The organism is Streptomyces sp. NPDC052299 (genome assembly GCF_040679335.1).
Taxonomy (GTDB): domain Bacteria; phylum Actinomycetota; class Actinomycetes; order Streptomycetales; family Streptomycetaceae; genus Streptomyces.
Genome location: NZ_JBFAUP010000002.1, coordinates 457919 through 483160, shown reverse-complemented (window position 1 = coordinate 483160; position 25242 = coordinate 457919). Strand labels below are relative to the sequence as shown.

The window sequence follows — 25242 nt, the reverse complement described above, 5'->3', positions numbered from 1 at the left end:
GACGCGTTGCGCCGGCGGCTTTTGTCGGTGCCCTGAACCCCCGCCCGGCTCTCCGCGCTACCGCCCTGTGGCGGCCTGGTGCAGATGACGGCTCACATCGCCCACCAGGCGGATCTGCACCCTCCGCTCCACGAAGCGCCACTGCCCTTCGCGGCGGGCGAAGCGGTCCCGGTACCGACCCGCGGCAACGGGCTGCAGCGGCAGGTCGGCGAGCGCCTGCAGGACGGTGACGTACGAGCGCGCGACCGCCGTACCCGCCTGTTCGTCCACCTCGACACGGATGTTGGTGGTGACGTGCTGCGTACGCGGCGTGCCGTCGGCATGGACGATCACGGTATTCCGGAACATCTCCTCGATCGCGGCGCCTCCGCCGACCGGTTCGCCGCTGCCGTGAAACGTGGCGTCGGCCAGCAGAGCGCCGAGGCCGGCGAAGTCGCCGTCGTCCACGAGTTCGGCGTACCGGGCGATCAGGTTCTCGATGATCCGGTGACTCGGCAGGGAGTCGCCGAGCGGTCGGGAGGGCGTGGGCACGGACTTCTCCAGGGTGGCCTTCATGGGGCGGGGTGGTACTCGTACGCCTGGGCGCGGGTGATTCATCGAGGGCGGCCGCGGCGGCGCGGCCCGCGCGACGGCCGCCGCGCGGGGCGAAGGGGCCGAACGGTGCTGCTACAGGCCCAGGTCGAGGGCTACGCACGAGTAGAACTTCCACGAGTTCTCCGGGGTGTACGTGTCTACCCCGGCACCCGGCGCGGCTTCCACCTCCGCCGTCATGTCCTCGCTGCGGATCCGCTCGGGTAGCTTGCCGAAGCGCATGTGCCTCACTGCCGCGTCGGCGTCCATGGCGAGTTCCTTGTTCATGACTCTGCCCCACTTCCTCGGTCGTGGATCACGTCCCGTTCGTCGCACCGGGCGACTACTGCCAGCATGCACCTCCGCTCGTCACCCGTCAAACCGGTGACGCAATGACTGAGGGGTGACTGCGCATGCGGTGCGCTCCGGCCGCCCGCCTCAGCCGTTACGTCGCCCGGCCTACCGGCCCCCGGCAGTCAGTCCACGCCGACACTCCCTGCCAGCAGCCCTCTCCGGATCGCGCGACTCGCCCCCGCGCCTGCCCCGCCACGCGCCACGCGTCACCTGCTGGACAGGTGACGACATCCTGTGCGAGGGTCGGCATGCCCTCGCGGCCCGGCACTTCCGTACGGCAGGTGTGAGCGCCATCGCGGGCAGCGCGAGCCGGACAACGTATGAGCACGTACACGTATGACGGAGGGTTTGACATGATCAACAGGCGCACTTTCAGCAAGGCCGTCGGCCTGGGCACCGGCGCGACCGCGGTCTCGCTGTCGGGCCTGGGATCCGACGCGTCCGCCTCCACCAGCTCGCACGGGTGGCCGGGCGGCGGCCCGCAGGTTCCCACCGTCCCGGCCCTCACCCCGGGCACCCACACGTCCTTCGGCGAGATCAAGCAGGTCAAGGCGGGCGTCCTGAACGTCGGCTATGCCGAGGCCGGCCCCGCCCATGGCCCCGTGGTCATCCTGCTACACGGCTGGCCGTACGACATCCACAGCTACGTCGACGTCGCCCCGCTCCTCGCAGACCTGGGCTATCGCGTCATCGTCCCTTACCTGCGAGGACACGGCAGCACCACTTTCCTGTCCGGCCGCACTCCGCGTACGGCCGAGCAGTCGGCCATCGCGCTGGACGTCATCGCCCTGATGGACGCCCTGAAGATCGAGAGGGCCGCGTTGGCCGGCTTCGACTGGGGCTCACGCACCGCCGACATCATCGCCGCCCTGTGGCCGGAGCGGGTCACCTCCATGGTCTCCACCAGCGGCTACCTCATCACCGACCGCAAGATGCAGGCCGCACCCGCCGATCCGGCCGTCGAGCGCACGTGGTGGTACCAGTGGTACTTCGCCACCCCCCGCGGCAAGGCAGCCATGGAGGTCGAGGAGAGCCGCCTCGCCCTGTGCCGCTACGTGTGGACCCTGGTCTCACCCAACTGGGACTTCGACGACGCCACTTACCACCGCACGGCGGAGGCGTTCAAGAACCCGGACTACGCGGCCATCGTGCTCTTCAACTACCGCTGGCGCATCGGCCTGGTCGACACGGACCCCCGATACGCACGCCACGAGAAGCTGCTCGCTGCCCAGCCCGCCATCCACGTGCCCACCGTCACCCTCGACGCCGCGCTCGACCCCTTCACCCCGCCGCCCGGCGACGGTTCGGTATACCGCTTCCACTTCAACGGCCCGTACGCGCACCGCACGATCGCGGACATCGGCCATAACCTGCCGCAGGAGGCACCCACGGCCTTCGCCCAGGCCGTGGTCGACGCCGGCCACCTCTGAGCCCGGGGCGCGGGCCCGACGGCCGTCCCCCGAAACGCTCTCGCGGACCCGGTCAGCCCTCCCCCAGCCAGTGGGGGTGGCCCGGGTAGATGCCCAGGATGCGCACTGCCAGACCGACAGTGGGCTCGGTTGGAGCCCATGCTGCCGATCGGGAAGAAGTCGGGCAGGCCCCGGACGCGGACACGTCGGCAGTTGATCAGCGGGATACGGTGGCGTACCCGCACGGGCACCCCGTGGCGGGACGTCCCGGAGCGGTACGGCCGGTGGGATCGGATATACGACCTGTTCCGCCGGTGGCAGCGCGACGGCAGCTGGAAGCGAACCCTGGAGCGACTGCAGGTCCAGGCCGACGCGCAGGACCTGATCACCTGAGATGTGAGCGTGGACTCGACTCTCTGCCGTGCGCACCAGCATGACGCTGGCGCGCGTAAAGCGGGATCTGCAGCGCAAGCCGCCCGGCGGGATCGACACCGAGCCGGACGACCACGGCCTCGGACGCTCCCGGGGCGGCCTGACCACGAAGATTCATCTGGCGGCCGAGCAGGCTCAGAAGCCGATTTCGCTGCTGATCACTGCCGGCCACTGGCACGACAGTCCGCAGTTCCAGTCTGCTCTCGAACGCATCCGCGTCCCCCGCGCCGGTCCCGGGCGAGCGCGCACCAAACCGGCCAGGGTTCGTGCCCACAAAGCCTACGGATCGCGCGCGAACCGCTTCTACCTGCGCAGACGCAGGATCGGAAGCACCATCCCGGAGAAGGCCGACCAGGTACGCAACCGCAAGAAGCTCGGCTCCCGTGGCAGCCGACCGCCGGCCTTCGACACGGAGGACTACAAGGAGCGCCACGCGGTGGAGTGCGGGATCAACCGGCTGAAACCACACCGCGCGGTGGCCACGAGATACGACAAGCTCGCTGGCCGTTATGGCGGTTGACGGCCTTTTGGCCAGCGGAGAGGAGTTTCCCAGCGGGCCCCAGTAAGGGGTGCAGCCCGTTCCGTCGCCCCGGTAGGCCTTGTCGGCCCAGCACGTGAGGCCGGCTTCGGCGAGGCCGTCGACGATCCCGTGCTCACGGGCGGCGCGGATGTCGTGCACGGCGCCGGGCAGGGCTGGCGCCGCCCACAGCAGTCGGTCGGGCGGATCCGTGAGGGCTTGCCTTCGTCGCCGCCATCGCTTCGACCGCGTTCCGTGGTCCTCGTCCAGTTGGCCGCCGCCGGCTGGGCCTCGCCCTGTGCGGCCGGCCATTCGGATGGTGAGGTCGCGGGCGATGTCCCGCTGGCACCGCCACTTCTCACCGCCCAGGACGGGGTCCGCGCCACGGGCCGCAGTTTCCCGGCCGTGGTCAGAAGGTGCGGATACTCCGGTGCAGGTCAAGTGGTGTGACCTCGGCCGTCTAGGGTGGCAGGAGGACAGGAAGGACCAAGCGGTGACGACTGTGGTGCTGCGCTCGACCGATCTGACGCTGAGGCCGTGGGAGCCGGGTGACGCCAGCGCGCTGGCGGCGTTGGCCGATGACGAGGAAGTGCGTCGCTGGACGTCGCACCGCGTGGCGGGGCTCCAGGACGCGGAGCGCTGGATCGCGGCCCAGGAGGCGGGCTGGAAGTCCGGGAAGCGGCTCAGCTTCGCCATTCTCATGACTGGGCGGGTCGTCGGGCACATCGTCCTCAAACAGTCCGGCGGCGACGCGTGCGGTGAGGTCGGCTACTGGACGGGTGCCTCGGCACGTGGCCTCGGCGTTGCCTCCAGGGCCGTGGAACTGATGACGACCTGGGCCTTCGACACCCGGACGGAAGCGGGACTCAGCCGTCTGGAACTGATCCACAATGCGGGCAACCCCGCCTCCTGCGGAGTCGCGCAAAAGGTGGGCTACACGCTGGAGAGCGTTTTGCCGCCTCGTGCCCCGCACGAGGCCGAGGGACATCTCCACGCGCGCGAACGCAGGGCCGTTCATCTGTCTTGACCAGCCGTGTCAGGCAGCGCCAGGCGGTCGCCGAGGTACCGCATACGAGGACGGCTCGTTACGGCTCGGCTCTCAGACCGGTGGGTGGCCGAATGGGCTGGGACTGTTGCGGCCAGAGTCGCTGTCCCCTGACGTGAGAGACGCCTGCCTCGATCGCCGGAGACGTTTCCGCCCGTTCGCTCCTGTCCGATCCCAAGGCGCCCCCCGTCACCCCTTGTTGCGCCCTGGGGCCGCGTGTCTGACGAAGGAACTGTCGAACCATGTCCCGGCAGCAGCCGTGCCCGAGTGACCTCGGCTGCATGGAACTCGACCGCTTCACCTGCAACGGCACCATATTCGAGACCGGCACCGGCTCCTACCGCCTCGCCGGGCACCCGAGCCCGAACTGAAGAACCCGTCAAAGTCAGCCGATACGGGCACTCACCCGACGGCCCGCTGTGCCTTGCCCCCCTGCCGCTCGCGACCTGAGTCCGAGACCGGCTCGGCCCAAGGGCCCCGCACAGCCCCTGGACCAGGGGGCTGCCTCAGTCGTCGCGGACCATGGTGAGCCGGTCGAGAACGTGCCGGATGCCGGGTTGGCGGTCCGTCCCCGCGCGGTGGAGGGCACGGACGCTGCGGTGGACCGGCACGCGCAGCGCGTGGATGCTCAGGTCCGGTCCCGGGGACGGCAACGCCATGCGAGGAATGAGGGCGACTCCTGCGCGGCGGGCGACCAGGGCGGTCAGAACAGCGAAGTCGCCCGCCACTGCCACGGCTCGCGGGACGAAGCCGGCGGCGCCACAGGCGCGTTGTGTCATTTCGTGGCAGGCCGTCTCGGGACCGGGAAGGAGCCACGGGGCGTCGGCGAACCGGCGCAGGTCCGCCTGCGCACCGGGAGCGAGGCGGTGGTCGGCGGCATCGGCGGGGTGCAGGACGAGATGCACGGGTTCGTCGAACAGAGCCGTGTGTTCACAGCCCGCGGGAGCCGGGCGGGGCAGCAGGCTGTAGGAGTGGGTGACCGCGATGTCGACCTCACGGCGCACGAGGGCACTCTCCGCCGCCGGGGGCTCGTGTTCGACCAGGAACACGGCGGGCTCTTCCGGGGCCGGTGCCGCGCCGGGTTCGGGCCAGAGGCCGGGGATGATCGCGCGGGCGGCTGAGGCGAACGCCGCGACGCGGACGGTGCCGCGTTCGCCGCGGCGCAGTGCCGTCAGATCCGACTCGGCGGCGGCGAGGTTGCCGAGGAGGACATGTGCGTGATCCACGAGACGCTGCCCCGCGCCGGTCAGGTGAAGGGTACGGCCGCGCTTCTCCAGAAGTTGCACCCCTGCTTCCTTCTCCAGCACAGCCAGTTGTTGCGACACGGCGGGCCCGGTGAGATGCAGGGCCCGGGCTGCGGCGGCAACCGTGCCGTGTGAAGCGAACTCGGCCAGCACACGGAGCCGACGGACCTCCAACAAGAAAGCTCCTCTACTCGATCACCAAGAAAAAGATAAATAGACCTAATCCACCCTACCTGGCAGAGTCGCCCGGGTGAAGCTAGACAAGACCTTGCTCGCCCTCGCCACCACCGTGCTGCTGTGGGCCACCGCCTTCCCCGCGATCCGGGTGGCGCTGGACGGCTACGGGCCCTCCCAACTGTCCTTCCTGCGCCTTGCCGTCGCCTCCCTCGCCCTTGGGGCCGCCGCCCCGTCGCTGGGAGTCCGCCGCCCCGCGCGCACCGATCTCTGGCGCATCGCCCTCGCGGGCGGCGCCGGAATGAGCGCCTACCAACTGCTGCTGAACTGGGGGGAGATCCACGTCCCCGCAGGCACCGCCAGCCTCATCGTGGCCGCCGTCCCGGCAATGAGTGCCGTCCTGGCGGCCGGCTTCCTGGGCGAACGGCTCACCCCGGCCAAGACCGGCGGGTCACTCGTCGCCCTCGCCGGCGCGGCACTCATCGCCGTGTCCGGCAAGGAGAGCGGATACACGGCAGCGGCGTGGGCCGTCCTCGCAGCCGCGTGCAGTCAGGCCGTCTACCACCTGACGGTCAAACCGCTGCTGCGCCGTTACACCGGGTTCGAAGTCGCCACCTACGCGATGTGGGCCGGAACCGCTCTTCTGGCCCCCCTCGCCCCCAGCGCCTTCCGGGCCGCGCTCGGCGCTCCGGCCGGTGCGACCGCCGCGGTCGTCTTCCTCGGCATTCTGCCCTCGGCCGCCGGGTTCGCCGTCTGGGGCTACGCCGTCGCCCGGCTCAGCGTCACCGCCGCCACCGCCGCGCTCTACCTCGTCCCCGCGGTCACGCTCGCCGCCTCCTACCTCTGGCTCGGTGAGCGACCACGGCCCGTAGCGATCCTCGGCGGACTCATCACCATCGCCGGACTCATCCTTCTCAACAAACGCCGCAGCCCCGTCAACCACATCCCCGCCCCGTCCCCGTCACCCGCCATCCCTCCGCGTCACCACTCCTGAAGCCCACGCGCACTGCCTGCTGACCCCACGCCATCCATTGCCGATGTGTCGGCATGGCGGCATGCCGACAGGCAGGGCGCCCACCTGCGACACCCTCCGCGACAGCGCCGGTCCGCCCACCGAGCAGTTACGCACGGTCACTCAGGAGTTTCGGCACTATGAGACGTTCACTTCCCCGTCAAGACCGCCCACTGGTTTCCGGGCTCTCAGCGTTCACGCTCCGCCTTCCACGCGGGCGAGCCAGGTAGTGAGCAGTGATTCGAGCGTCTCGGCCTCGCCGGGTGTCAGCAGATCCAGCAGACGGCGTTCATTGCGCATGTGGTCGACGAACGCCTGGTCGATCAGTGTGCGTCCGGGCCCGGTCAAGGCGACGATCCGGCCACGCTGGTCGTCGTCCGACCGGCGACGAGTGACGAGCCCGGCCCGCTCCAAGCGGTCGATCCTCTTGGTGATCGCACCGGTGGTGACCATCGTGTGGGCGGCGAGCTCGCCCGGAGCCCGTTCGTATGGCTCACCTGCGCGTCGCAGTGCGCACAGGACGTCGAACTCTCCCTCACTGAGGCCGTAACGGTCGTAGACGCGACTGAGTTCCCCGGTGAGCCGGCCCGCCAGGCGGTGCAGCCGGCCGATCACGCCCTGCGGGGAGATGTCGACGTCAGGCCGCTGCTGACGCCACTCGGCCTGAATGCGGGCTACATGGTCCAGCGCGTGCCGATCTTCCATGAATCCATAGTAGCTTCCCGGGAAGCTATATTCGCTTCCATGGAAGCGAATAAGCGCTGGGTAGTGGTGACCTCGATCGCACCGGCGGCCTGGGGTACCAACTACTTCGTCACGCACGAGTTCCTGCCCGACGACCACCCCCTGTACGGCGCAGCTTGGCGGGCGCTGCCCGCCGGGCTCGTCCTGCTGGCCCTCTGCAGGCAGCGGCCGCGCGGCGCGTGGTGGTGGAGATCCGCCGTGCTGGGCCTGCTCAACGTGAGTGTCTTCTTCACCCTCGTCTACGTCGCATCCCAGACCCTGCCGACAAGCCTGGCCTCGACCGTCATGGCGGTGTCCCCCCTGACGATGATGCTCGTGGCCTGGCTCCTGATATCCGAACGACCCCGGACAACCCACCTCGTCGGTGCCGGGATCGGGCTCGCCGGAGTGTGTTCCATGCTGCTCACCGGCACGGAGGACGTGAGCGTGCGAGGCGTCCTCGCCTCGGCCGCCGCCATGATCACGTCATCCTTCGGCCACATCCTGACCAAGCGGTGGAGCGCCGACGCCGACGTACTCGCCTCGACCGCCTGGCAGCTCACCGCCGGCGGACTGCTGCTGCTCCCCGCGGCGGCAGCCACGGAGGGGCCTCCCCCCGCACTTTCCCCGTCCGCCCTCCTCGCGTTCGCCTACGTCGCCCTCATCGCCACCGCGCTGGCCTTCACGGCCTGGTTCACCGGCCTGCGGCACCTGCCCGCGGGGACCGTGGGCCTGCTCGGCCTGCTCAATCCCGCCACAGGTGTACTGCTGGGCACGGTGATCGCTTCCGAGGCACTGACCGTTCAGCAACTGGGCGGACTGACACTGGTCCTGGCCGGAGTCGTGCTCGGCCGACCCACCGGCAGGCCCCATCGCGGGAAACGACGCGACAGCGGCCGAGGGCCCGCCGGTCCTGTCGCGGACAACCGATCCATGCGAGAGCCGTCTCTCCCGCATCCGCCCCCCTGAGTGCACCCGCCCTGCCCGGCGGCCGAGGTTCGCCGCTGACCCGGTGCGGACGGCCGCGGTGTGCCGGTGGAGGCGCTGTCTGCGGATGCGGCGGGCTCGGGTGGGAGCCATTGGTCATGATCACGGGGCCCGACCGGGCGGCACCCTATGGGCGAGACCGGTCCGGCACGGCCTGCCGGTGGAGCTCCGACGTCCGGAATTCCTCGCCCCAGACTTCGTGCGTGCGCCCTGCGGCTCCGCATGCCGCGCCCTCGGCGGCCGCCCTGGCCTCAGCTGGTCCGGTCCCGACGCGGTCCGTCGACCGCAGCGTTTGGCGGCTTCCGGCGTTCGCACGGGGAGCGACGGCCCCGAGGTGGCCACGAGCCACCGCAGGGCCGGCACCGGGCCTCGCAACCGGCTCGGTCATGTGCTGAATGGCGTCCGACGGAGACCGGAGGGATGCTCGACCGGGGGCCTTGTTCGCGGCGAAAGGACACACCATGCCGATCTGCACGACGCGAGACGGTGTCGAGATCTTCTACAAGGACTGGGGACGGGGCCGGCCAGTGGTGTTCATCCACGGCTGGCCGCTCAACGGTGACGCGTGGCAGGACCAGCTGAAGGCGGTCGCCGACGCCGGTTACCGGGGGATCGCGCACGACCGGCGCGGGCACGGCCGGTCGACGCCGGTGTACGACGGTTACGACTTCGACACCTTCGCCGACGACCTGAACGACCTGATCACACACCTGGACCTGCGGGACGTGACGCTGGTGGCGCACTCGATGGGCGGGGGCGAACTCGCCCGCTACATCGGCCGCCACGGGACCGGGCGGATCCGGTCCGCCGTCCTGCTGTCCGCCATCCCACCGCTGATGCTGCAGGGCCCGAACAACCCGGAGGGCGTACCGCAGTCCGTCTTCGATGACATCAAGGCCGGCATCCTCAAGGAACGCTCGCAGTTCTGGAAGGACACCGCGGTCGGCTTCTTCTCCGCCGACCGGGAGGGCAGCAAGGCCACCCAGGGGAACAAGGACGCCTTCTGGTACATGGCCATGGCACAGACGATCGAGGGCGGTGTCGACTGCGTCGACGCCTTCGGCACGACGGACTTCCACGAGGACCTCAAGAAGTTCGACGTCCCGACGCTCGTCGTGCACGGCGACGACGACCAGGTGGTGCCAATCAACGCCACCGGCCGCAAGTCCGCCCAGCTCATCGCGGATGCCGAGCTGAAGGTCTATGAGGGCGGCTCGCACGGCATCGCCCTGGTGCCGGGCGACAAGGAGCGCTTCAACGAGGACCTGCTGGATTTCCTCAAGAAGTAGCGCGCGTACACATCGGCCGCCGGGGCGCTTCTCAGCCGAAGCACGCCATCTGTCACTGGCAGGGCCGAATGGGCTGATGACAGTGCTGGGCGAAGCAGCGTGGTTGCCACCCAGGAGGCAGGCTGCTTGTCACAGACGCTCGATCGACAGCCTTGCTGTCACGAGGTCGAGGCGTGACGCATCCGTCCAGCTGTGAGCGGATCGCGTCAGGCTCCAGGACACAAACCTCGGGGCCTGACGCGTTCGCTGCTCGAGCCTTTCGAACCTGAGAGGTACGCGCGTCTGGTATCCCCTCGACGGAGTTGGCATCGACACCTACTACGACCAGGAGCCCCAGACCTTGGCTGCAGTCGCTGTCGACGCCTGCCGGGACCCCCGGGTCAGCCTCGACGGCGCTCCTCTGGTCGGCCGGCTGCCCTCGGAACTCGAGCCCTGGCTTGAGGAGGCCGCGTCAACACTTGAGGACGATCCAAACCTGCCCGAGTACGTCTGCGGCCTGCGCTTCCGGCCCCATGGGGAGCCGTATCTCCTCAGTCCGGGCTTGACCCTGCGCTGCCAGCGGAACGGTGCGAGGCGAGGCATCAGCCGCACCGAGATCACGGATGACTGGCGGGACTGGTAGCCGTTGCTGTAGCGAGTTGGTGCGTGATTGCGTGGGAGACGTGAGGGTTCCGAGCTGGGGCTCTGTGTCAGCTGGTGGTGCGTGCGCGTCGTACGGCGGTGACTGACACACCCGGGACGGCACGGAGCACGACCACCGTACGTCCGCGGGGCAGCGGGTTCTCGCTCTCCACAGAGGGCCCGGGATGCGCGGGGCCCTTCTCCACTGGGGCCATGGCCGGTGAGGGTTGGAATCAGCCGTTGGCGAGTATCGGGTCGGCCGGGGCAGAGAGTGCCTGGTGAGCGTGGGAACAGGGCGTGGCAGAGGTGTTTGAGGGAATGAGCATCCGGCGCAGGAGATCACGGGTGGTGCGCTTCCGCAGTGTGCTGCGCCAGGTCAGTCCCGGGTGGCGGGACCGTAGATGTGACAGCGCACGGGTGCCCAGGCCGGTGCTGTGGAAGCGCTCGTCGATAGCGACGGTGGTGATGACGCCCTGGGCGCACTCAGTGCAGATCCGGTAGCGGACCTCGCCGACGACCTGGCGGGTGTGCACGAGGAGCAGGCATTCATCGCCCGGACCCGGGTCGTCCGGGATGTGCGTGGACAGGAGATCGATTGCCCGGTAAGCGAGGACGCGGCGGCGCAGGTGGCCGGTGCGCCGGCCTCGGCGTGAGTGCTTGGCGCCGTCATGGTCTGGCGGCGCTGTCTCGGCGGAGGCCTGGCCGATGAGACCGCCGCTGGTGGGACGCGCATGTTGTCCGTGCATGACATCCCGTGTGCCCGAACAGCCGACGGATACCCACTCCAGTGCGCCGAGCACCCCGCCCAGGCGCACCTCGGCTTCCCCGACCGGGCCCCCGAGGGCACGCTTGCACCGTGGATTCGCCTCGACGAGCTACAGGACGCCTTCCACGCCCAGGTCGATCAAGGGATGCCTGTTCGGGGGTCACGGCGTCGTATGCCCTGACGCCGCAACGGCTCCCTCGACGTTCGGCGGTCAGTGCCGGAGCACCGCCTTCACCCCATGGGCGGCCGCGGCGATCCGGGCGCCCAGGGAAGGGCTGCTGTTGCGTTGCCGGAACGCCGTATCCAGCTCCAGGACTGCGGCGGCCAGCACCTCCAGCTGACGCAGCTGAGCGAGGAGTTGGGCACGAGCCTGCTCGTCCCGACCGGCGGCGATCACCACGGCGCGCCACTGCAGGGCGTCCAGCTTCCGCTTCAAATCCGATTCATCGACGAAGTCGCCGATCGCGCGGGAGCGTTGGATAGCCCTGCGCCCCTGCAGCACCTGAACCGCCGGCTCGCCCTCAGGACTGTCCAGATCCTGATGGGTCACGTAGCTGTGGTGCAGGCGGCGCAGTACCTCCGCCCTGGAGGTCATGCCACGCACCACCGCCTACCCCCTGCTGGACACGGCATCTTTCCACAGCGGCGCATCCTCGAAGGCATTGCCGCGCCCGTACCGGCCCGGCGCAGATGGCTCCGCCGCTCGTAGGGCGGGTCCGGGTCGGTCATCACCGGGCCGTCGTCCAGGCGCCGTCGGCAATCGATGGAAACAACAGCTCCTTCAGCCGGAGCAGACGGCGCCGTGTGCCCGGTCCGTGGTGCGTGGTCGAACCGGTTCACGGTTCCTGTCTGCGGCCTGAAAGGTCATCGTGCCCGCCCGTTGGACTGCGGCAGGGAAGCGGGCGGAGGCGGGGTCGTACCAATGCCGTGGAGCAGGGTGTCGACGACGACGTCGGCGGCTTGGCCGGGGGTGAGTCGGGGCAGCTCTCGGGATGCCTGGTGCATGAACAGGGGGATGAGGGCGGAGGCCCATCCCGCTGGGAGCCCGGGCCGGAAAAGTCCCTCGTCGGTGGCGCGCTGGAGGAAGGCGTCGACTTCGTGCACGAATTGGTCGCGCCGCTCGCGGGAGGGGGCATCGGTCAGCATGCGGGCGAGGTCTACGGGCCAGGTCCGGTTGACCTCGATGACGCCTTCGATGTAGCGGTGCAGGGCGACCTGCACCGGGGCCTCCCGTAGGCGGGCCTCACGGATCACCGCCTCGATGGCGTCGAGCCGGGCCTCGTAGACCGCGGCCAGCAGGGCCTCCCGGGAGGCGAAGCGCCGGTAGACGGTGCGCCGGTCGACGCCCGCTTCCGCGGCGATATCGGCCATGCTCGCCCCCGCGTCGACGGCGAGCGCGCGTGCTCCCGCCTTCAGAACGGCTTCCAGGTTGCGTGCTGCGTCAGCTCTCATCCCAAAAACGTACCCTGCGCGTGCCCAATGCTGCACCTTCTGACTCACGCGCGAGCTCTAACAGAACTTAACTGCTACATTGAAGTGACAGATGTGTTGCTCGAAAGGATCGAACGTCATGACGACGACCTACGACCGGCTCTTCATCGGCGGCTCCTGGGTGAAGCCCAGCGATCCGGAGCTGCTCGACATCCGCTCCCCCCACGACCAGTCCGTCGTCGGCCGCGCCGCCCAGGCCCAGCCCGCCGATGTCGACCGCGCTGTGGCCGCCGCCCGGACCTCGTTCGAGGCCGGTGCGTGGAGTGGCACCCCGCCGCACGAACGCCTCGCCGTCCTGCGCCGCTACAACGAACTGCGCGAGCGCAACGCGGAGAAGGTCGCCGAGCTGATCACTGCCGAGAACGGATCGGCGGCCTGGTTCACACTCGCCGGGCAGGGCGGCCTGTCCCGGCAGGCCAACGCCTACTTCAAGGCCGCCGAAAACTTCGACTGGGAGGCCGTCCTCGTCCCGTCCGACCCGGCCAGCCCCTTCCGCAGCATCGTGCGCCGTGAAGCGATCGGCGTCGTCGCGGCCGTCATCCCGTGGAACTCGCCGTTCTCCGCCGCCAACGCGAAAATCATCCCGGCGCTGCTCGCCGGCAACAGCGTGGTACTCAAGGTCTCCCCGGAGAACTCCCTCAGCATGGGCTTCCTCGCTGAGCTGCTGGAGCGGTCCGGGCTCCCGCAAGGAGTGATCAGCGTACTGCCCGCCGACCGGGCGACCAGTGAGTACCTGATCTCCCACCCTGACATCGACAAGATCGCCTTCACCGGCTCAACCCGCGCCGGACGGACCATCGCATCCATCGCCGGGCAGCAGCTCAAGCGGGTCAGCCTCGAACTCGGCGGCAAGTCGGCCGCGTTGATCCTCCCCGACGCCGACCTCCAGCAGGCCGTTCACGGGCTGAAGTTCAGCTCGCTCCTCAACAACGGAGAGGCGTGCATCGCGCAGGTCCGCATCCTCGCGCCACGCTCCCGCTACGAGGAGGTCGTCACCGCACTCAAGGAACTGGTGGAGTCACTGAAGGTCGGCGACCCCCTGGCGCAGGACACCTTCATCGGCCCGATGATCCGCCGCGACCACCAGCAACGCGTGCGCGACTACATCCGGGCCGGCATCGAGGAAGGGGCCCGTCTCATCACCGGCGGCTCCCACATCCCTGCGGGGCTGGAGGCGGGCAACTACGTCACCCCGACCCTCTTCGCCGATGTCGACAACTCCATGCGCATCGCCCAGGAGGAGATCTTCGGCCCGGTCCTCGTCGTCATCGCCTACGACGACGAGGACGACGCCGTCCGCATCGCCAACGATTCCGAGTACGGCCTGTCCGGCGGTGTCTGGTCCGCCGACACCGACCACGCCCTCTCCGTCGCCCGGCGCCTGCGCACCGGCACGGTCACGGTCAACGGCGCCCCCATTGGTTTCGACGGCCCCTTCGGCGGCTTCAAGACCAGCGGCATCGGCCGTGAGTACGGTGCCGTCGGCCTCGGCACCTACACCGAGTACAAGACCATCACCACCATCTGAACCGGCCCCGCCCGTCGACACGGTCGACCGGTGCGCCCGCGTCCTCGCCGATGCGGGAGGACGTCTTGTCCTGGCCGGTGCTCAGCCGTCGCTCGTCCGCGACCTCAGAAGCGCCACCCCGTCCTACGCTGTCCGACCAACCGCTGCGGGTCGAGCACAAGGTGTCATCCGCCGTGCCGTGAACCACCTGCCGGACCACGGCACGCCGGTGCTCCGGCAATGTCCGGCAAGCCTCGCATCGAACGATCACAGCAGCACCTCTATCCGCAGGACCTTCTGTTCAGCTCCGGACAAGTGCCTGCGGCAGCGCGTTGTGGGTGGGGTCGAGTACGGGAGTACTGTCCCGAATCCAGGACAGGTCCCAGCCGGGGTGCAGGGTGTGGACGATGACCAGGTCCCAGCGGCGGGCTGCCGACGGAGGTCAGGACACGAGCTCCACAGGCGAGGGCCGGTACGTAGGGGTCGGTGTAGGCGACGGAGGCCCCGTTCGCGGAGAGGACGTCGCTGATCCGCAGCGCCGGGCTGTCGCGGATGTCGGCTACCCCGGGCTTGTAGCTGACGCCCAGCAGCAGCACGCGTGGCGGCCGGGACGCGTCCTTCCTCGCGGCGAGGAGGGCGAGGGCACGGGTCGCGGGACGGTGTCCGGCCGGGCGGACACGGCCGCCATCGCAGTGTCGAGCAGGGGCGTGGCGGCGCCCCGCTGGGCCAACCGCCGCCGCAGGTAGTTCGGGTCGCAGGGAATGCAGTGGCCGCCTACGCCCGGCCCTGGATAGAACGGCATGAATCCGTAGGGCTTGGTCGCCGCCGCCTCGATCACCCCGCGGGGTTCCAGGCCCAGGGTCAGGCAGCTGTCGGCGAGTTCATTGGCGAGGGCGATGTTGACCGCGCGGAAGGTCGAGGGCGGCCAGAAGGCCAAGCGCCTCCGTGAGGTATCGGAAGGCGGTGGTGGTGCCGATCCAGAAACCGGCCGCGAGCTGGGCGTAGGGCGGGCCGTTGCGCAGGTGGGTGAGGGTGAGCAGGGTCTGTCGGCCTGCGTTCAGGCGCCGCTGTCGGGTTCCGACAGCGCGGCGGTGTTCCCTCAGACGGCCGGCGAGGAAGCGCAGGGTGGAGCTGGACACGTCGACGCCGGACGGGTAGACAAGCATGCGGAGCCTCGGGTGGAGACTGTTCTCTTGGTCGAGAACCCGTGGAGCTCCCTCTGTCTGTCGTCCCATCTCCACAGCTGGCATGGAAGGTTGGCAAGAGCTCACTGCATCCTCAAGTCACGCCGTTCCCGAAAGCTGGTTGCTGAGGTTCCGGACGCAATGCCATGTGACGTCGGCGGCGGCGCCTACCGACAGTCGAGGCCCTGGCACGGCAGCAATCGTTCCCAGCTCGAGGCGCGTGGTGGGCTTCTTCCCCCGTATCGGTGCGGCGAGGACCTGCTGCACGAGCAGGGTGTGGACATGCACGAGCACTGGCTGGAGCAGGCGCAGGGTGAGCATGGATGCCTCGGCGCGTACGGGACAAGGCCAGAGCAGGGCAGGCAGCCGAGGGCACCGCGCTCCTGGCTCGTATCAGGTCGAGGCCGTGCCGAAGTAGTCGAAACAGGGGAGGGGAGCAGTGAGAGACCAGCTTCTGGGGGGCCGTTACCGGCTGGTACAACAGCTCGGTGAGGGTGGTATGGGCCAAGTATGGGAAGCGCGGGACGAAACCCTGGGTCGGCTTGTCGCAGTCAAGGTGATCTCCCTGCTCGCCGGCAGCGGACCCCGCGGCGACGAGGCACGCGCCAGGTTCCTGCGTGAGGCCCGGATCACGGCGCGTCTACAGCATCCACGCATCGTGACCATCCACGACCTCGGCGAGAGCGGCCCCGAGAACGGCAACGCCCCGTTTCTGGTGATGGAACTGGTCCGAGGCGAGGGCCTGGACGTCAAACTGGCCGAAGGTAGCGTCAGTCTGGAAGAGGCGGCCCGGTGGGGCGCGCAGGTCTGCGAAGCCCTGACCGAGGCGCATGCGGCGGGCGTGATGCATCGGGACATCAAGCCGTCCAACGTCTTCATCACGCACACCGGCGAAGTGAAGGTGCTCGACTTCGGCGTCGCGAGGGCGGCCGACCCGTACGCCACTGCCACCCGTCTCACCCAGACCGGGTTCGTCGTCGGCACGCCCTCGTACATGGCCCCCGAACAGGCGCGCGGCTACCCCGAGCCAAGCAGCGACCTCTACGCACTCGGGTGTCTGCTGTTCGAGCTGATCACCGGCCGACTGCCCTTCCAAGCACCCGACACTATCGGCCATTTGACGGCCCACCTCAGCCAGGAACCCCCCGCCCCCAGTTCGCTGCGGCCCGATCTCCCCGGCGCATGGGACAGTGTCGTACTCAAGCTCCTCAGCAAGGACCCGGCCGAGCGGTACGGAACCGCTGCCGACGCCTCCCGTGCCCTGGGGCAACTCGACCATGCAGTACCTACCAAGGCACTCACGCGGCAGGGCAACGACTCCGCTTTCGTGGTCATCCGTAAGCTCAGGCGGGACACGGAATCCATGCCTCCTGCTGGACGGTCCACGCTCAGAGCCGCGACTGCCGTGACGGCGTCGGCGACATGCCTTATCACCGTTCCGGTCTGGTACGCGGCGACCGAAGAAGCGGTCAGCGCTGGTTGGATCACGATCGGTGAGGGGCAGGTGCAGATGGCGCTGTGCGGCATCCTTGTGGCCGTGCTCACTATCGGCGTACCGCTTGTGCGGGACACTGCGGGACGTCGGCTGATCGCGACGGGCGGCATCGGTCTGGCGCTGCTCCCGGGATATTCCATGTTCTGGACTCCCTGGGGAATCGGTGTCGGCAGGGCACTCGTCCCCCTGGCCGCGGTCGCTGCCGCCCTCTCCGCCTTCCTGGCCGTGCTCCCGTCGATCAACGCCCGACGCCAACGGCAACGTTGAAGGTCAGTTGACCGCTCCCGCGGAGCTCGGAAGAGGCACCCTGGTCGGGGCCTGTCAAACTAGCGGCTCCGTTTCGTAGTCCTTGGTGACAGTACGTGATGGGCCTTGTTGACATCACCTGGGAAATTTCAACTGCCTTGTGGCAAACGTGTTTTCGGGGCTCCCCGCGTTGGTCCTCAAGGAAAGGTCGATGACGGTGAAGCGATGCGGATGTGCCGGTCGACGGCCACAAGGTCGCTGTCCACGTCCAAGCGCGGCGCCTGGTCCGCCCGGTCCTGGAATCCCGGCGCCAGACCTTCCGCGAACAGGTCCCCGGGCTGATGGAACGCCTCCAACGCCGCACCACCGGCCGGACCGGCCAGCTTCAGTGCGGTGAGGAGTTATGCGGCCGGGCGGCTGCCCGGCTCACCCACTCACTGGCCGTGCCCATGTCCTTCGCCACCGCCCTGCGTCCACTTCGGCGCATCCCCATACCCCCGATGCGAACCCCGCGAGTGGTGGGGGTCGACGACTTCGCCCTGCGCCGCCGACACCGGTACGCCACGATCACCATCGACGCCGTAACAGGCGAGCGCATCGACGTGCTGCCCGGCCGCGAGGCCGCCGGTCTGGAAGCCTGGCTGCTCGACCTGTCCCGGGAAAAAGGGGCGGCCTCACAGGCCCGAGCCCCGTGGACCGGGGCAAGCCGGGTTCCAAGACGCACGTCCTGTCGGACGCGAACGGACTGCCCCTGCTCGTCGGACTCTCCGCGGCCAACACCCACGACAGCCTCGCCCTGAAGCCCATGACCACAGGTCGCCAAACGAGACGACCCCCACCGAGGCCACTACGTCAAGCCCCAGCGCCTCCATGCGGACAAGGCATAAGAGTCCCTCACTTGCGGAAATGGCCGAAACAAGGGGGCGACGCCAACCGCCGACATCGCGATCTTCTGCATGTCCGGTCAACGGGAACCGCGTCAAAATGTGCGGCCGACAGCTTCGAGTCACCCGCACGAGGCTTGACTGACAAGTCTTCCCGCGGGCGCGCAGGGGGCAGGGAGCCGACGGGCCCCTGCCCTGCGACGGCCGACGGGCATCGCAGGGCGGAAGGACCCCGGCCTACCGGATCACCCGTGGTAGGTGATGTAGCCGTTTCCGTCGGGGGTGTTGCCCGTCTTCGTGTACGAGTGGACGTCGGCGCGGGCGCCGGAGGGCTCCGGGGCGCCCTGGTGCGAAGTGCTGACCTCATGCCCATCACCCCGAGACAGCCCCTACTCCGGGCTGTTCAGGTAGCAGGGGCTGGTGGGGGCGGCCATCAGTGCCTGGTGCGCGAGTACTAAAATCAGGGTCAGCGAATTGCCCATCTTCGTCCGCTGCGCTCATGCGAGCGCTTTACCCCTCATGAGCTCACCATCGTCGATGCGGTCGCAGTTCGTTTCTGGCGGATTCACGAGGAAGGCAAGGCCAGCATGGTTCGGGACGGTCACTCGGTGACGGTCTCTTCTCTCGGCAGGTTGGTGCGACGGCTGCGGCTCGCGCGGGCGCTCACGATCGAGCAACTCGCCGAGGCTTCCGGGGTATCCGTGCGCGCGATCGGTGACATGGAGCGGGGTCGCAGCACGAAGCCCAGGCACGGCACCGTCGCGGCGCTGATGCAGGGCCTCCGGCTCGGAGAGGCGGAGGCCGAGGAATTGTTCCTGGCCGCGCGTGCCGACCGCAGCGAGAAGGCCGCGGACGTGCCCGCGCCCACCGCGCATTTCGCTCCGCTGCCCCGGGGGATCCGTGACTTCGTCGGGCGCGAGGACGAGTTGAGAGTGTTGGGTGATCTCATTGAGGAGGGCACTCGCTCCGGCGCGGTGCAGTCCGAGGGCGCACCGCCGTTGCCGCCGGTGGCTGTGGTGTCCGGGGTGCCCGGGAGCGGTAAGACGACCCTGGCACTCCGCCTTGCCGAGGAGCGGCGCTCGGACTTTCCCGACGGCGCCTTCTTCATCGACCTGCGCGGCCTGGAGGACCGACCGCCGACTCCGGACGAGACGGTCGTCCGGCTGCTGAACGCCTGGGGGGTCGACGACGCGCAGGTTGGCCGACTCACCCATGAGGAACGGCTCGCTCTCTACCAGTCCACCGCCGCCGGGCTGCGTGCCGTTCTGGTTCTGGACAATGCCGGCCATGAGACACAGGTCAGGGCGCTCCTCCCGGCGGAGGGGCGGATGCTCGTCGTGGTGACCAGCCGCCGGCCGCTGGCCGGGCTGAGCGGTGTGCACCGCCTGGAGCTGGGAACGCTCGCCGGATCTGAGTCCAACGCTCTACTGCGGGCGGTCGTGGCCGACGGCCGGGTCGATGCCGACCCGGACGCGGCGGCACGGGTGGCCGGACTGTGCGGCCACCTCCCGCTGGCCCTCCGGGTCGCGGCGAACTGGGCGGCGACTCGCTCCGGTTGGACCCTGGGACGGCTCGCGGATCGACTCGCCGACGAGGACCGCCGGATGGATGCCCTCAGCGCGGGCGATCTGGGAGTCGCCTCGGCGTTTCACCTGTCGTACTCCCGCCTCGCCCCCGAAACGGCGCGTGTGTTCCGCCTGCTTTCGCTGATTCCCGGCGGGGACTTCAGCATTCCGTACGCAGCCGTGCTCGCGGAGACGAGTGTGGTGGAGGCGGAGGACACCCTGGAGGAGTTGCTGGAGGCCGGGCTCCTGATGACGTCGGTCGGGGATCGCTACCGCTTTCACGACCTGTTGCGCCTGTATGGGCGCGCACGGAATCGCGACACGGACAACGAGGCGGTTTCGGTGGCTGCTGCCGCGCGGCTGCGCGGGTGGCTCCTGGATACTGTCGCCGCTGCCGCACAGGTCGCCACGGGAGAGGCGGAGGCCCGGGAAGGCAGCGCCTCGACGGCGTCGCCCCAGCACTTCCGTACCCGTGAGCAGGCCCTGGAGTGGCTGCGTGCAGAGAGCGACAACTGGCTCTCGGCCCTGCGGCAGGAGGCCGAGCAGCAGGATCCCGGACGGGTGGTCGTGATCGCGTTCGCCGTCGAGGGCGTGTGCAACTCCTGGATCTCCTGGGGGCACTGGTCGGAGGTGTTTGCCCTCGGCGCCCGTTCGGCCGAGGCGACGGGCGATCCCGATTCCCAGGCCGGATGCCTGAGCATGCTTGCCTGGGTGTACTGGCAGTGCCACCGCCGACACGAGGAAGCGCTCGAGACCGCCACCTCCGCGCTGGCCATCGCGTCCGCGTGCGGTTCCCTCGGCCGGCAGGCGGAGGCATACATGTATCTGGGCTGGCTGCGCGATGTCGTGAACGATGTGGTGCCCGCCGTCGAGGACATCGCGCAGGCCATGGATCTCTTCTTGCGTGCGGGCGACACTCGCCGGTATCTCCAAGCGGCGAATATGAACATCACGGTGCTGCGCAAGGCCGGCCGCGGACAGGAGGCGGTCGAGACCCACCACGCGGTGATGGGCTCACTGGCGCAACTGCCGGGCGGGATAGATGACCCGCGCTACGCCGTCACTGTCCGCATCTCCCGTTACCACGTCGCTTTCGTGTATCTGAATGAGGGCCGGTGGGAGGAGGCGGCTGAAGTCCTGACCGGGCTGGAACAATCGTACGCGGACAGCGGATTCCACCTCGCAACGACCAAGATCTACTTGTACCGGGGGCACTGCCTGGCCCATCTCGGTCGGGAAGCGGAGGCGGAAGGCGACTACCGGGCCGTGCTGGGGCTGGGTGATTCCGCCCCGGTTGATCTTCGAGAGGAGGCACGGGCGGGTCTGGCCGGACTCAGTGCGGGCGCTCTGCCCTCCCGTACTGCTTTCGAGTAGGGCGCCTGAGGGAAGGAGCGGACAGGCAGTTCGAAACCGCCTGGTGTCTGCCTGGTTACCGCGGTGGCGGCTTGGTTGGCTGGGGATTGCGCAAGGAGCCGGACGCAGGACGATCTGCGTCGGCTCCTTCCGCACTTCCCGCCCGACTTCCCCACTCCGTTCCCAGAAGACAAGGAGCACGCACTTGAGCCTTTTGCTGCCTGCCGGCCCCGTTCACGACGAGGAAGGCCTCGCCCGCTGGGGCTCGCGATGGGGCGACGCCGCGATGCCGGTCTCCGTCACGACCGCCGACGGCCGGGTGCCGGGCGGCGACATCGTCATACACCGGCTGGGGGCCGTGACCGTCTCCGCCGTCGTGTCTGGCGCGCAACGCGTGACCCGAGTCCCCGTGCGGAGGTCGGGCGCGGACGAGCCGGACCTCGTGCTCCTGCTGCACCCGCACGGCTCGGCAACGTACCGCTGGCGCGGCGACGATGTACTGGCCGGGCCGAGTGTGCTGCTGATGCACGACAGCGCGCAGTGGTGCTCGCTCTCGTACGAAGGTCCCTTCACCGCTGTTGTGCTGCGGGTGCCCGCTCGGGCGGTCGGTCTTTCCGCGGAGCAGTTGGGCTCGGTGGCCGGTGCGGCCCTGCCCACGACGGACGGGACGGCTGCGCTGCTCGCGTCCCTTCTCCCGGCAGTCACCTCTCCGGCGGACTGGTCGCCCCACGTCGGCGAACGGCTGGGGGCCGCGCTCGTGGACCTGGTGACGCTCCTCGTACTGGAGCACAGCACGCCGGATCCGGAGACGGTGCAGTACGGTCCGCGCGGAGAGCTGGTGCGCAGGGTCAGGGCGTACATCGACGGGCACTACCGGGACCCCTCGCTCTCGCCGGAGTCCATAGCCAGGGCCCATCACATCTCGCTGCGGTACCTCCACCGGGTCTTCGAGGCGGAAGATTCGACCGTGGGCCGGCTCATCCAGCGGCGTCGGCTCGAAGAGAGCGCACGCGAACTGGCCAGGCCCGGGCGTCGGGCCGTGACCGTGGCCGCCGTCGCCCAGCTGTGCGGCTTCACCAACGCCGCCCACTTCAGCCGCGCCTTCCGCCAGCTGCACGGATGTTCACCGCTCGAATGGCGGTCGCGCGCCTTCGCTGCGAGCGGCGTGCCGGACGAGGCGGGGCGTTTCCTCGTACGACGGCCGGCGGCCGGACGCTGAGCGGCAAGGCCCCGTACACCGAGCGGCTCCCCGGCCCGCTCCCCCGCTCCTAGCCTCGCACCGGCGCGGTACACGCCGCGCCCAGGCTTCGAGTGAGGAACACCATGCAGTTCGGCATCTTCAGCGTCGGCGACGTCACCGCCGACCCCGTCACGGGACGCCCGCCCACCGAGGGGGAACGGCTCAAGGCCATCCTCGCCATCGCGCTCAAGGCGGAGGAGGTCGGTCTCGACGTCTTCGCTCTCGGGGAGCACCACAACCCGCCGTTCGTCCCGTCGTCACCCACCACTGTCCTCGGCTGGATCGCTGCCCGCACCGAGCGCATCGTGCTGTCCACGGCGACGACGCTCATCACGACGAATGACCCGGTGAAGATCGCCGAGGACTACTCGATGCTCCAGCACCTCGCGGAGGGTCGGACCGACCTCGTGCTGGGCCGGGGCAACACCGGCCCGGTGTACCCGTGGTTCGGGAAGGACATCCGGGACGGGATTCCGCTCGCCGTGGAGAACTACGCGCTGTTGCGGCGGCTCTGGGACGAGGAGAGCGTCGACTGGGAGGGCCGCTTCCGCACACCGCTGCAGGGATTCACCTCCACTCCGCGCCCGCTCGACGGCGTGCCGCCCTTCGTGTGGCACGGCTCCATCCGCAGTCCCGAGATCGCCGAGCAGGCGGCCTTCTACGGTGACGGCTTCTTCGCCAACAACATCTTCTGGCCGGCGCGCCACTACCAGCGGCTCATCCGCCTCTACCGCAGACGGTTCGCCCACCACGGCCACGGTACGGAGGAGCAGGCGATCGTGGGACTCGGCGGGCAGGTCTTCATGCGCAAGAACTCCCAGGACGCCGTGCGGGAATTCCGGCCGTACTTCGACAACGCGCCGGTCTACGGGCACGGGCCGTCGCTGGAAGAGTTCACCGAGCAGACCCCGCTCACCGTCGGATCGCCGCAGCAGGTCATCGAGCGGACGCTGCGCTTCCGTGAGGACTTCGGTGACTACCAGCGGCAGCTGTTCCTCATGGACCATGCCGGGCTGCCGCTCAAGACGGTCCTCGAACAGCTCGACATCCTCGGCGAGGAGGTGGTTCCGGTCCTGCGCCGTGAGTTGGCGGCTGCCCGGCCCGCCGGGGTCGCCGAGGCTCCCACGCACGCGGCGCGCGTGCGTGACCTGGCGGGAATCGCCCGATGAGCCTCCTCGTTCGGCGCGTCGTGGTCGTGGCGGGCGGGCTCGGCGTCCCCTCGGCGACGGCGCTGCTCGCGTCCCGGCTCGGCGAGGCGACCCGCAACGCCTGCACGGAGGCCGGGGTCGAATGCGTCACCGAGGAGGTCTCGCTGCGCCCGCTCGCCCGTGACATCGCCTCCGCTCTCGTCACCGGTTTCCCGCCACCCGCCCTCGAAGAAGCGCTGGACCGCGTACGTGCGAGCGACGCGCTCATCGCGGTGTCGCCGGTCTTCGCCGCATCGTTCTCAGGGCTCTTCAAGTCGTTCGTGGACCTGTGGGACCCGGACGGTTTCACCGGACGGCCGGTCCTCGTCGCTGCGACAGGCGGAACGAGTCGGCACTCGCTCGTCCTGGACCACGCCCTGCGGCCTCTCTTCGCGTATCTGCGCGCCGCGGTCGTTCCCACCGGTGTCTTCGCGGCCACCGCCGACTGGGGTACGGGCGCCGAGGACGCCGATCCCGCGCTGCCCCGCCGCATCGAGCGCGCGGCGGCCGAACTCGCCACCGCCCTCGCAGGGCGCGGGGCTTCGGCGATGTCCGGTTTCGCCGAGGAGGAAGAAGAGGGCATCCGTGCGTTTGCCGCGCAACTGCGCGGCCCCCACGCGCACTCGGCGGGGTAGCCGCCGGGCTCGGCCGGTGGGCCTGTGCCGTCGTACGCGGACGGAGCGGACATGAACGGCGTCGTACACGTCCTGACCGCGGGCCTCGTCGGGCCGCACGCTCACCTGGCACGGTGCACCGTCCATCTCCGGCGTCGTCCGCACGACCCGCTCGCCGTCCACTGCGACTTCCTGTCACCCGACGGCCGACCGACGGTGACCTGGGTCTTCGCCCGAGCTCTGCTGGAGGAGGGTGTGCACGGCCTGGCCGGTGAGGGCGACGTACGCGTACGCGCGGCCGGTACGCATACGGAACTGGTTTGCGGTCGCCCTCGGGCAGGTGCGTCCCGTACCTCCGTACCGCTGCTGTGCTCACCTGTCTCGCCCGCACCGACACCTGGCCGCCGGCGGTCGCGAAGTGCGTCGCGCGAACGTCGACGAACTGCTCGCGGGCCTCACGACGGCCGGCTGACGTCTCTGCCCCGGGTCGCAGGTGTGCAGGCAGGGCACAGGAAGCGGGCCTTCACAGTCAACTGTCTTCTCACCGGCGGCCATAGGTTCGCCATGTCGAGCCCGGCACCGTTCGGTGTCCGGCTGCTCTTACCTCATCCCACTTATTTCACCCGAGGAATCACCATGTTCGACCCCAGCTCCGTTCAGGCCGCCCCGAGTCCGGACCTGCTGACACCCGACAACGCGATGATGCTCTTCGTGGACCACCAGCCGCAGATGTTCTTCGGCGCGGCGAGCGCGGACCGTGCAGGCGTCATCAACGCCACGGTCGGTCTCGCCAAGTCCGCCCGCGTCTTCGACGTGCCGGTGGTGCTGTCCACGGTGGCCGCCGAGTCCTTCTCCGGCCCGATCCTGCCGCAGCTCCTGGACGTCCTCCCGAAGCACGAGGTCATCGACCGCACCTCGATGAACGCATGGGAGGACGCCGCGCTCGTCGAGGCGGTCAAGGCCACCGGACGCCGCAAGATCATCCTGTCCGGTCTCTGGACCGAGGTCTGCCTCGTCCTTCCCGCCCTGTCCGCGCTCGGTCAGGGCTTTGAGGTGTACGTCGTCGCCGATGCCTCCGCGGGCGTCACCGCGGAGTCGCACGAGCACGCCATGCAGCGCATGACGGCTGCGGGCGCCGTGCCTGTCACCTGGCTCCAGGTGCTCCTCGAGCTCCAGCGCGACTGGGCGCGCGGCGAGACCTACGCCGCGACGCTCGCTGTCGTGAAGGAGCACGGGGGCGCGTACGGCATGGGTGTCGTCTACGCCCAGTCGATGATCAGCCCGCACGCGGCCGGCTGATCGCCTCCCACAGGTGCCCGGCACCACGGGGTCC

Annotated in this window: 22 protein-coding genes and 7 pseudogenes; 18 read left to right on the top strand and 11 right to left on the bottom strand. The window is 69.4% G+C overall.

The window, feature by feature from the left end; genetic code table 11:
* Positions 1 to 57 precede the first annotated feature (57 nt).
* Together AB0L33_RS05380 and AB0L33_RS05375 are read right to left on the bottom strand one after the other, a co-directional pair.
* Positions 58 to 555 (bottom strand): nuclear transport factor 2 family protein, encoded by a 498-nt coding sequence (locus AB0L33_RS05380; protein WP_365677838.1) that lies wholly within the window; start codon positions 553 to 555, stop codon positions 58 to 60.
* A gap of 111 nt (positions 556 to 666) precedes the next feature.
* Entirely contained in the window at positions 667 to 858 is a 192-nt protein-coding gene (locus AB0L33_RS05375) for a hypothetical protein (protein WP_365677836.1), read from the bottom strand.
* Between the two features lie 419 nt (positions 859 to 1277).
* Here AB0L33_RS05375 and AB0L33_RS05370 point away from each other — a divergent pair, with 419 nt between their 5' ends.
* Both AB0L33_RS05370 and AB0L33_RS05365 read left to right on the top strand, forming a co-directional pair.
* On the top strand, positions 1278 to 2354 hold the full coding sequence (locus tag AB0L33_RS05370) for an alpha/beta hydrolase (RefSeq protein WP_365677834.1): 1077 nt from the start codon (positions 1278 to 1280) through the stop codon (positions 2352 to 2354).
* Positions 2355 to 2492: 138 nt separating this feature from the next.
* Positions 2493 to 3285, top strand: a pseudogene (locus AB0L33_RS05365) (IS5 family transposase).
* Here AB0L33_RS05365 and AB0L33_RS05360 read toward each other — a convergent pair.
* Positions 3266 to 3504 (bottom strand): annotated as a pseudogene (locus AB0L33_RS05360) (transposase family protein); the annotation flags it as partial. The pseudogenes AB0L33_RS05365 and AB0L33_RS05360 overlap by 20 nt on opposite strands.
* A 271-nt stretch (positions 3505 to 3775) precedes the next feature.
* Here AB0L33_RS05360 and AB0L33_RS05355 point away from each other — a divergent pair.
* Together AB0L33_RS05355 and AB0L33_RS05350 are read left to right on the top strand one after the other, a co-directional pair.
* Positions 3776 to 4309, top strand: coding sequence for a GNAT family N-acetyltransferase (locus tag AB0L33_RS05355; RefSeq protein WP_365677832.1), 534 nt, complete (start codon positions 3776 to 3778; stop codon positions 4307 to 4309).
* A gap of 260 nt (positions 4310 to 4569) precedes the next feature.
* Positions 4570 to 4698: a hypothetical protein gene (locus AB0L33_RS05350; RefSeq protein WP_365677830.1), complete on the top strand. Its 129-nt coding sequence runs from the start codon at positions 4570 to 4572 to the stop codon at positions 4696 to 4698.
* A gap of 135 nt (positions 4699 to 4833) precedes the next feature.
* On the opposite strand, the gene AB0L33_RS05345 is transcribed toward AB0L33_RS05350, so the two are convergent.
* Positions 4834 to 5724, bottom strand: coding sequence for a LysR family transcriptional regulator (locus tag AB0L33_RS05345; protein ID WP_365677921.1), 891 nt, complete (start codon positions 5722 to 5724; stop codon positions 4834 to 4836).
* 97 nt (positions 5725 to 5821) lie between these two features.
* Between AB0L33_RS05345 and AB0L33_RS05340 the strand changes: the two genes are divergently transcribed.
* Positions 5822 to 6739: a DMT family transporter gene (locus AB0L33_RS05340; RefSeq protein WP_365677828.1), complete on the top strand. Its 918-nt coding sequence runs from the start codon at positions 5822 to 5824 to the stop codon at positions 6737 to 6739.
* 213 nt (positions 6740 to 6952) lie between these two features.
* Here the strand turns inward: AB0L33_RS05340 and AB0L33_RS05335 are convergent, their stop codons facing one another.
* Complete coding sequence (locus tag AB0L33_RS05335) at positions 6953 to 7462, bottom strand: MarR family transcriptional regulator (protein ID WP_365677826.1); 510 nt, start codon at positions 7460 to 7462, stop codon at positions 6953 to 6955.
* Between the two features lie 39 nt (positions 7463 to 7501).
* Between AB0L33_RS05335 and AB0L33_RS05330 the strand changes: the two genes are divergently transcribed.
* From AB0L33_RS05330 to AB0L33_RS05320, 3 genes are all read left to right on the top strand, one after another.
* Positions 7502 to 8449 carry an EamA family transporter gene (locus AB0L33_RS05330; protein WP_365677824.1) on the top strand — a complete coding sequence of 316 codons (948 nt, stop codon included), beginning with the start codon at positions 7502 to 7504 and terminating at the stop codon, positions 8447 to 8449.
* A gap of 479 nt (positions 8450 to 8928) precedes the next feature.
* The gene (locus tag AB0L33_RS05325; protein ID WP_365677822.1) at positions 8929 to 9756 is read left to right on the top strand and encodes an alpha/beta hydrolase; all 828 of its coding nucleotides are present in this window, start codon (positions 8929 to 8931) and stop codon (positions 9754 to 9756) included.
* 1055 nt (positions 9757 to 10811) lie between these two features.
* Positions 10812 to 11030, top strand: a complete 219-nt coding sequence (locus tag AB0L33_RS05320; RefSeq protein WP_365677819.1) for a hypothetical protein — start codon at positions 10812 to 10814, stop codon at positions 11028 to 11030.
* A 324-nt stretch (positions 11031 to 11354) separates the two neighbouring features.
* Here the strand turns inward: AB0L33_RS05320 and AB0L33_RS05315 are convergent, their stop codons facing one another.
* Positions 11355 to 11738 (bottom strand): hypothetical protein, encoded by a 384-nt coding sequence (locus tag AB0L33_RS05315; protein WP_365677817.1) that lies wholly within the window; start codon positions 11736 to 11738, stop codon positions 11355 to 11357.
* A 269-nt stretch (positions 11739 to 12007) separates the two neighbouring features.
* Entirely contained in the window at positions 12008 to 12595 is a 588-nt protein-coding gene (locus AB0L33_RS05310; protein WP_365677814.1) for a helix-turn-helix domain-containing protein, read from the bottom strand.
* A 118-nt stretch (positions 12596 to 12713) separates the two neighbouring features.
* On the opposite strand from AB0L33_RS05310, the gene AB0L33_RS05305 reads away from it, so the two are divergent.
* Positions 12714 to 14162, top strand: coding sequence for an aldehyde dehydrogenase (locus AB0L33_RS05305; protein ID WP_365677812.1), 1449 nt, complete (start codon positions 12714 to 12716; stop codon positions 14160 to 14162).
* Between the two features lie 260 nt (positions 14163 to 14422).
* Here AB0L33_RS05305 and AB0L33_RS05300 read toward each other — a convergent pair whose 3' ends face one another.
* The 3 genes and pseudogenes from AB0L33_RS05300 to AB0L33_RS05290 all read right to left on the bottom strand — a co-directional run.
* Complete coding sequence (locus AB0L33_RS05300; RefSeq protein WP_365677810.1) at positions 14423 to 14737, bottom strand: UDP-glucose/GDP-mannose dehydrogenase family protein; 315 nt, start codon at positions 14735 to 14737, stop codon at positions 14423 to 14425.
* Positions 14701 to 15078 carry a hypothetical protein gene (locus tag AB0L33_RS05295; protein ID WP_365677809.1) on the bottom strand — a complete coding sequence of 126 codons (378 nt, stop codon included), beginning with the start codon at positions 15076 to 15078 and terminating at the stop codon, positions 14701 to 14703. Before AB0L33_RS05295 ends, AB0L33_RS05300 begins: the two co-directional genes overlap by 37 nt.
* Positions 15059 to 15307, bottom strand: a pseudogene (locus tag AB0L33_RS05290) (transposase family protein); the annotation flags it as partial. The pseudogene AB0L33_RS05290 and the gene AB0L33_RS05295, both read right to left, overlap by 20 nt.
* A 457-nt stretch (positions 15308 to 15764) precedes the next feature.
* Here AB0L33_RS05290 and AB0L33_RS05285 point away from each other — a divergent pair.
* From AB0L33_RS05285 to AB0L33_RS05275, 3 genes and pseudogenes are all read left to right on the top strand, one after another.
* Positions 15765 to 17087 (top strand): serine/threonine-protein kinase, encoded by a 1323-nt coding sequence (locus AB0L33_RS05285; RefSeq protein ID WP_365677807.1) that lies wholly within the window; start codon positions 15765 to 15767, stop codon positions 17085 to 17087.
* 206 nt (positions 17088 to 17293) lie between these two features.
* Positions 17294 to 17716, top strand: a pseudogene (locus AB0L33_RS05280) (ISL3 family transposase); the annotation flags it as partial.
* Positions 17717 to 17727: 11 nt separating this feature from the next.
* A pseudogene (locus AB0L33_RS05275) lies at positions 17728 to 17859 on the top strand (IS5/IS1182 family transposase); the annotation flags it as partial.
* A gap of 336 nt (positions 17860 to 18195) precedes the next feature.
* On the opposite strand, the pseudogene AB0L33_RS05270 reads toward AB0L33_RS05275, so the two are convergent.
* Positions 18196 to 18285, bottom strand: a pseudogene (locus AB0L33_RS05270) (lamin tail domain-containing protein); the annotation flags it as partial.
* 273 nt (positions 18286 to 18558) lie between these two features.
* Between AB0L33_RS05270 and AB0L33_RS05265 the strand changes: the two are divergent.
* From AB0L33_RS05265 to AB0L33_RS05240, 6 genes and pseudogenes are all read left to right on the top strand, one after another.
* On the top strand, positions 18559 to 20889 hold the full coding sequence (locus AB0L33_RS05265; RefSeq protein WP_365677805.1) for a helix-turn-helix domain-containing protein: 2331 nt from the start codon (positions 18559 to 18561) through the stop codon (positions 20887 to 20889).
* 184 nt (positions 20890 to 21073) lie between these two features.
* The gene (locus AB0L33_RS05260; protein WP_365677803.1) at positions 21074 to 22087 is read left to right on the top strand and encodes a helix-turn-helix domain-containing protein; all 1014 of its coding nucleotides are present in this window, start codon (positions 21074 to 21076) and stop codon (positions 22085 to 22087) included.
* A gap of 104 nt (positions 22088 to 22191) precedes the next feature.
* Positions 22192 to 23277: an LLM class flavin-dependent oxidoreductase gene (locus tag AB0L33_RS05255; protein WP_365677801.1), complete on the top strand. Its 1086-nt coding sequence runs from the start codon at positions 22192 to 22194 to the stop codon at positions 23275 to 23277.
* Positions 23274 to 23930, top strand: coding sequence for a CE1759 family FMN reductase (locus AB0L33_RS05250; RefSeq protein ID WP_365677799.1), 657 nt, complete (start codon positions 23274 to 23276; stop codon positions 23928 to 23930). Before AB0L33_RS05255 ends, AB0L33_RS05250 begins: the two co-directional genes overlap by 4 nt.
* Positions 23931 to 23981: 51 nt before the next feature.
* Positions 23982 to 24176: pseudogene (locus tag AB0L33_RS05245) on the top strand (SsgA family sporulation/cell division regulator); the annotation flags it as partial.
* Between the two features lie 369 nt (positions 24177 to 24545).
* Positions 24546 to 25208: a hydrolase gene (locus AB0L33_RS05240; protein WP_365677919.1), complete on the top strand. Its 663-nt coding sequence runs from the start codon at positions 24546 to 24548 to the stop codon at positions 25206 to 25208.
* The last annotated feature ends 34 nt before the right edge of the window (positions 25209 to 25242 follow it).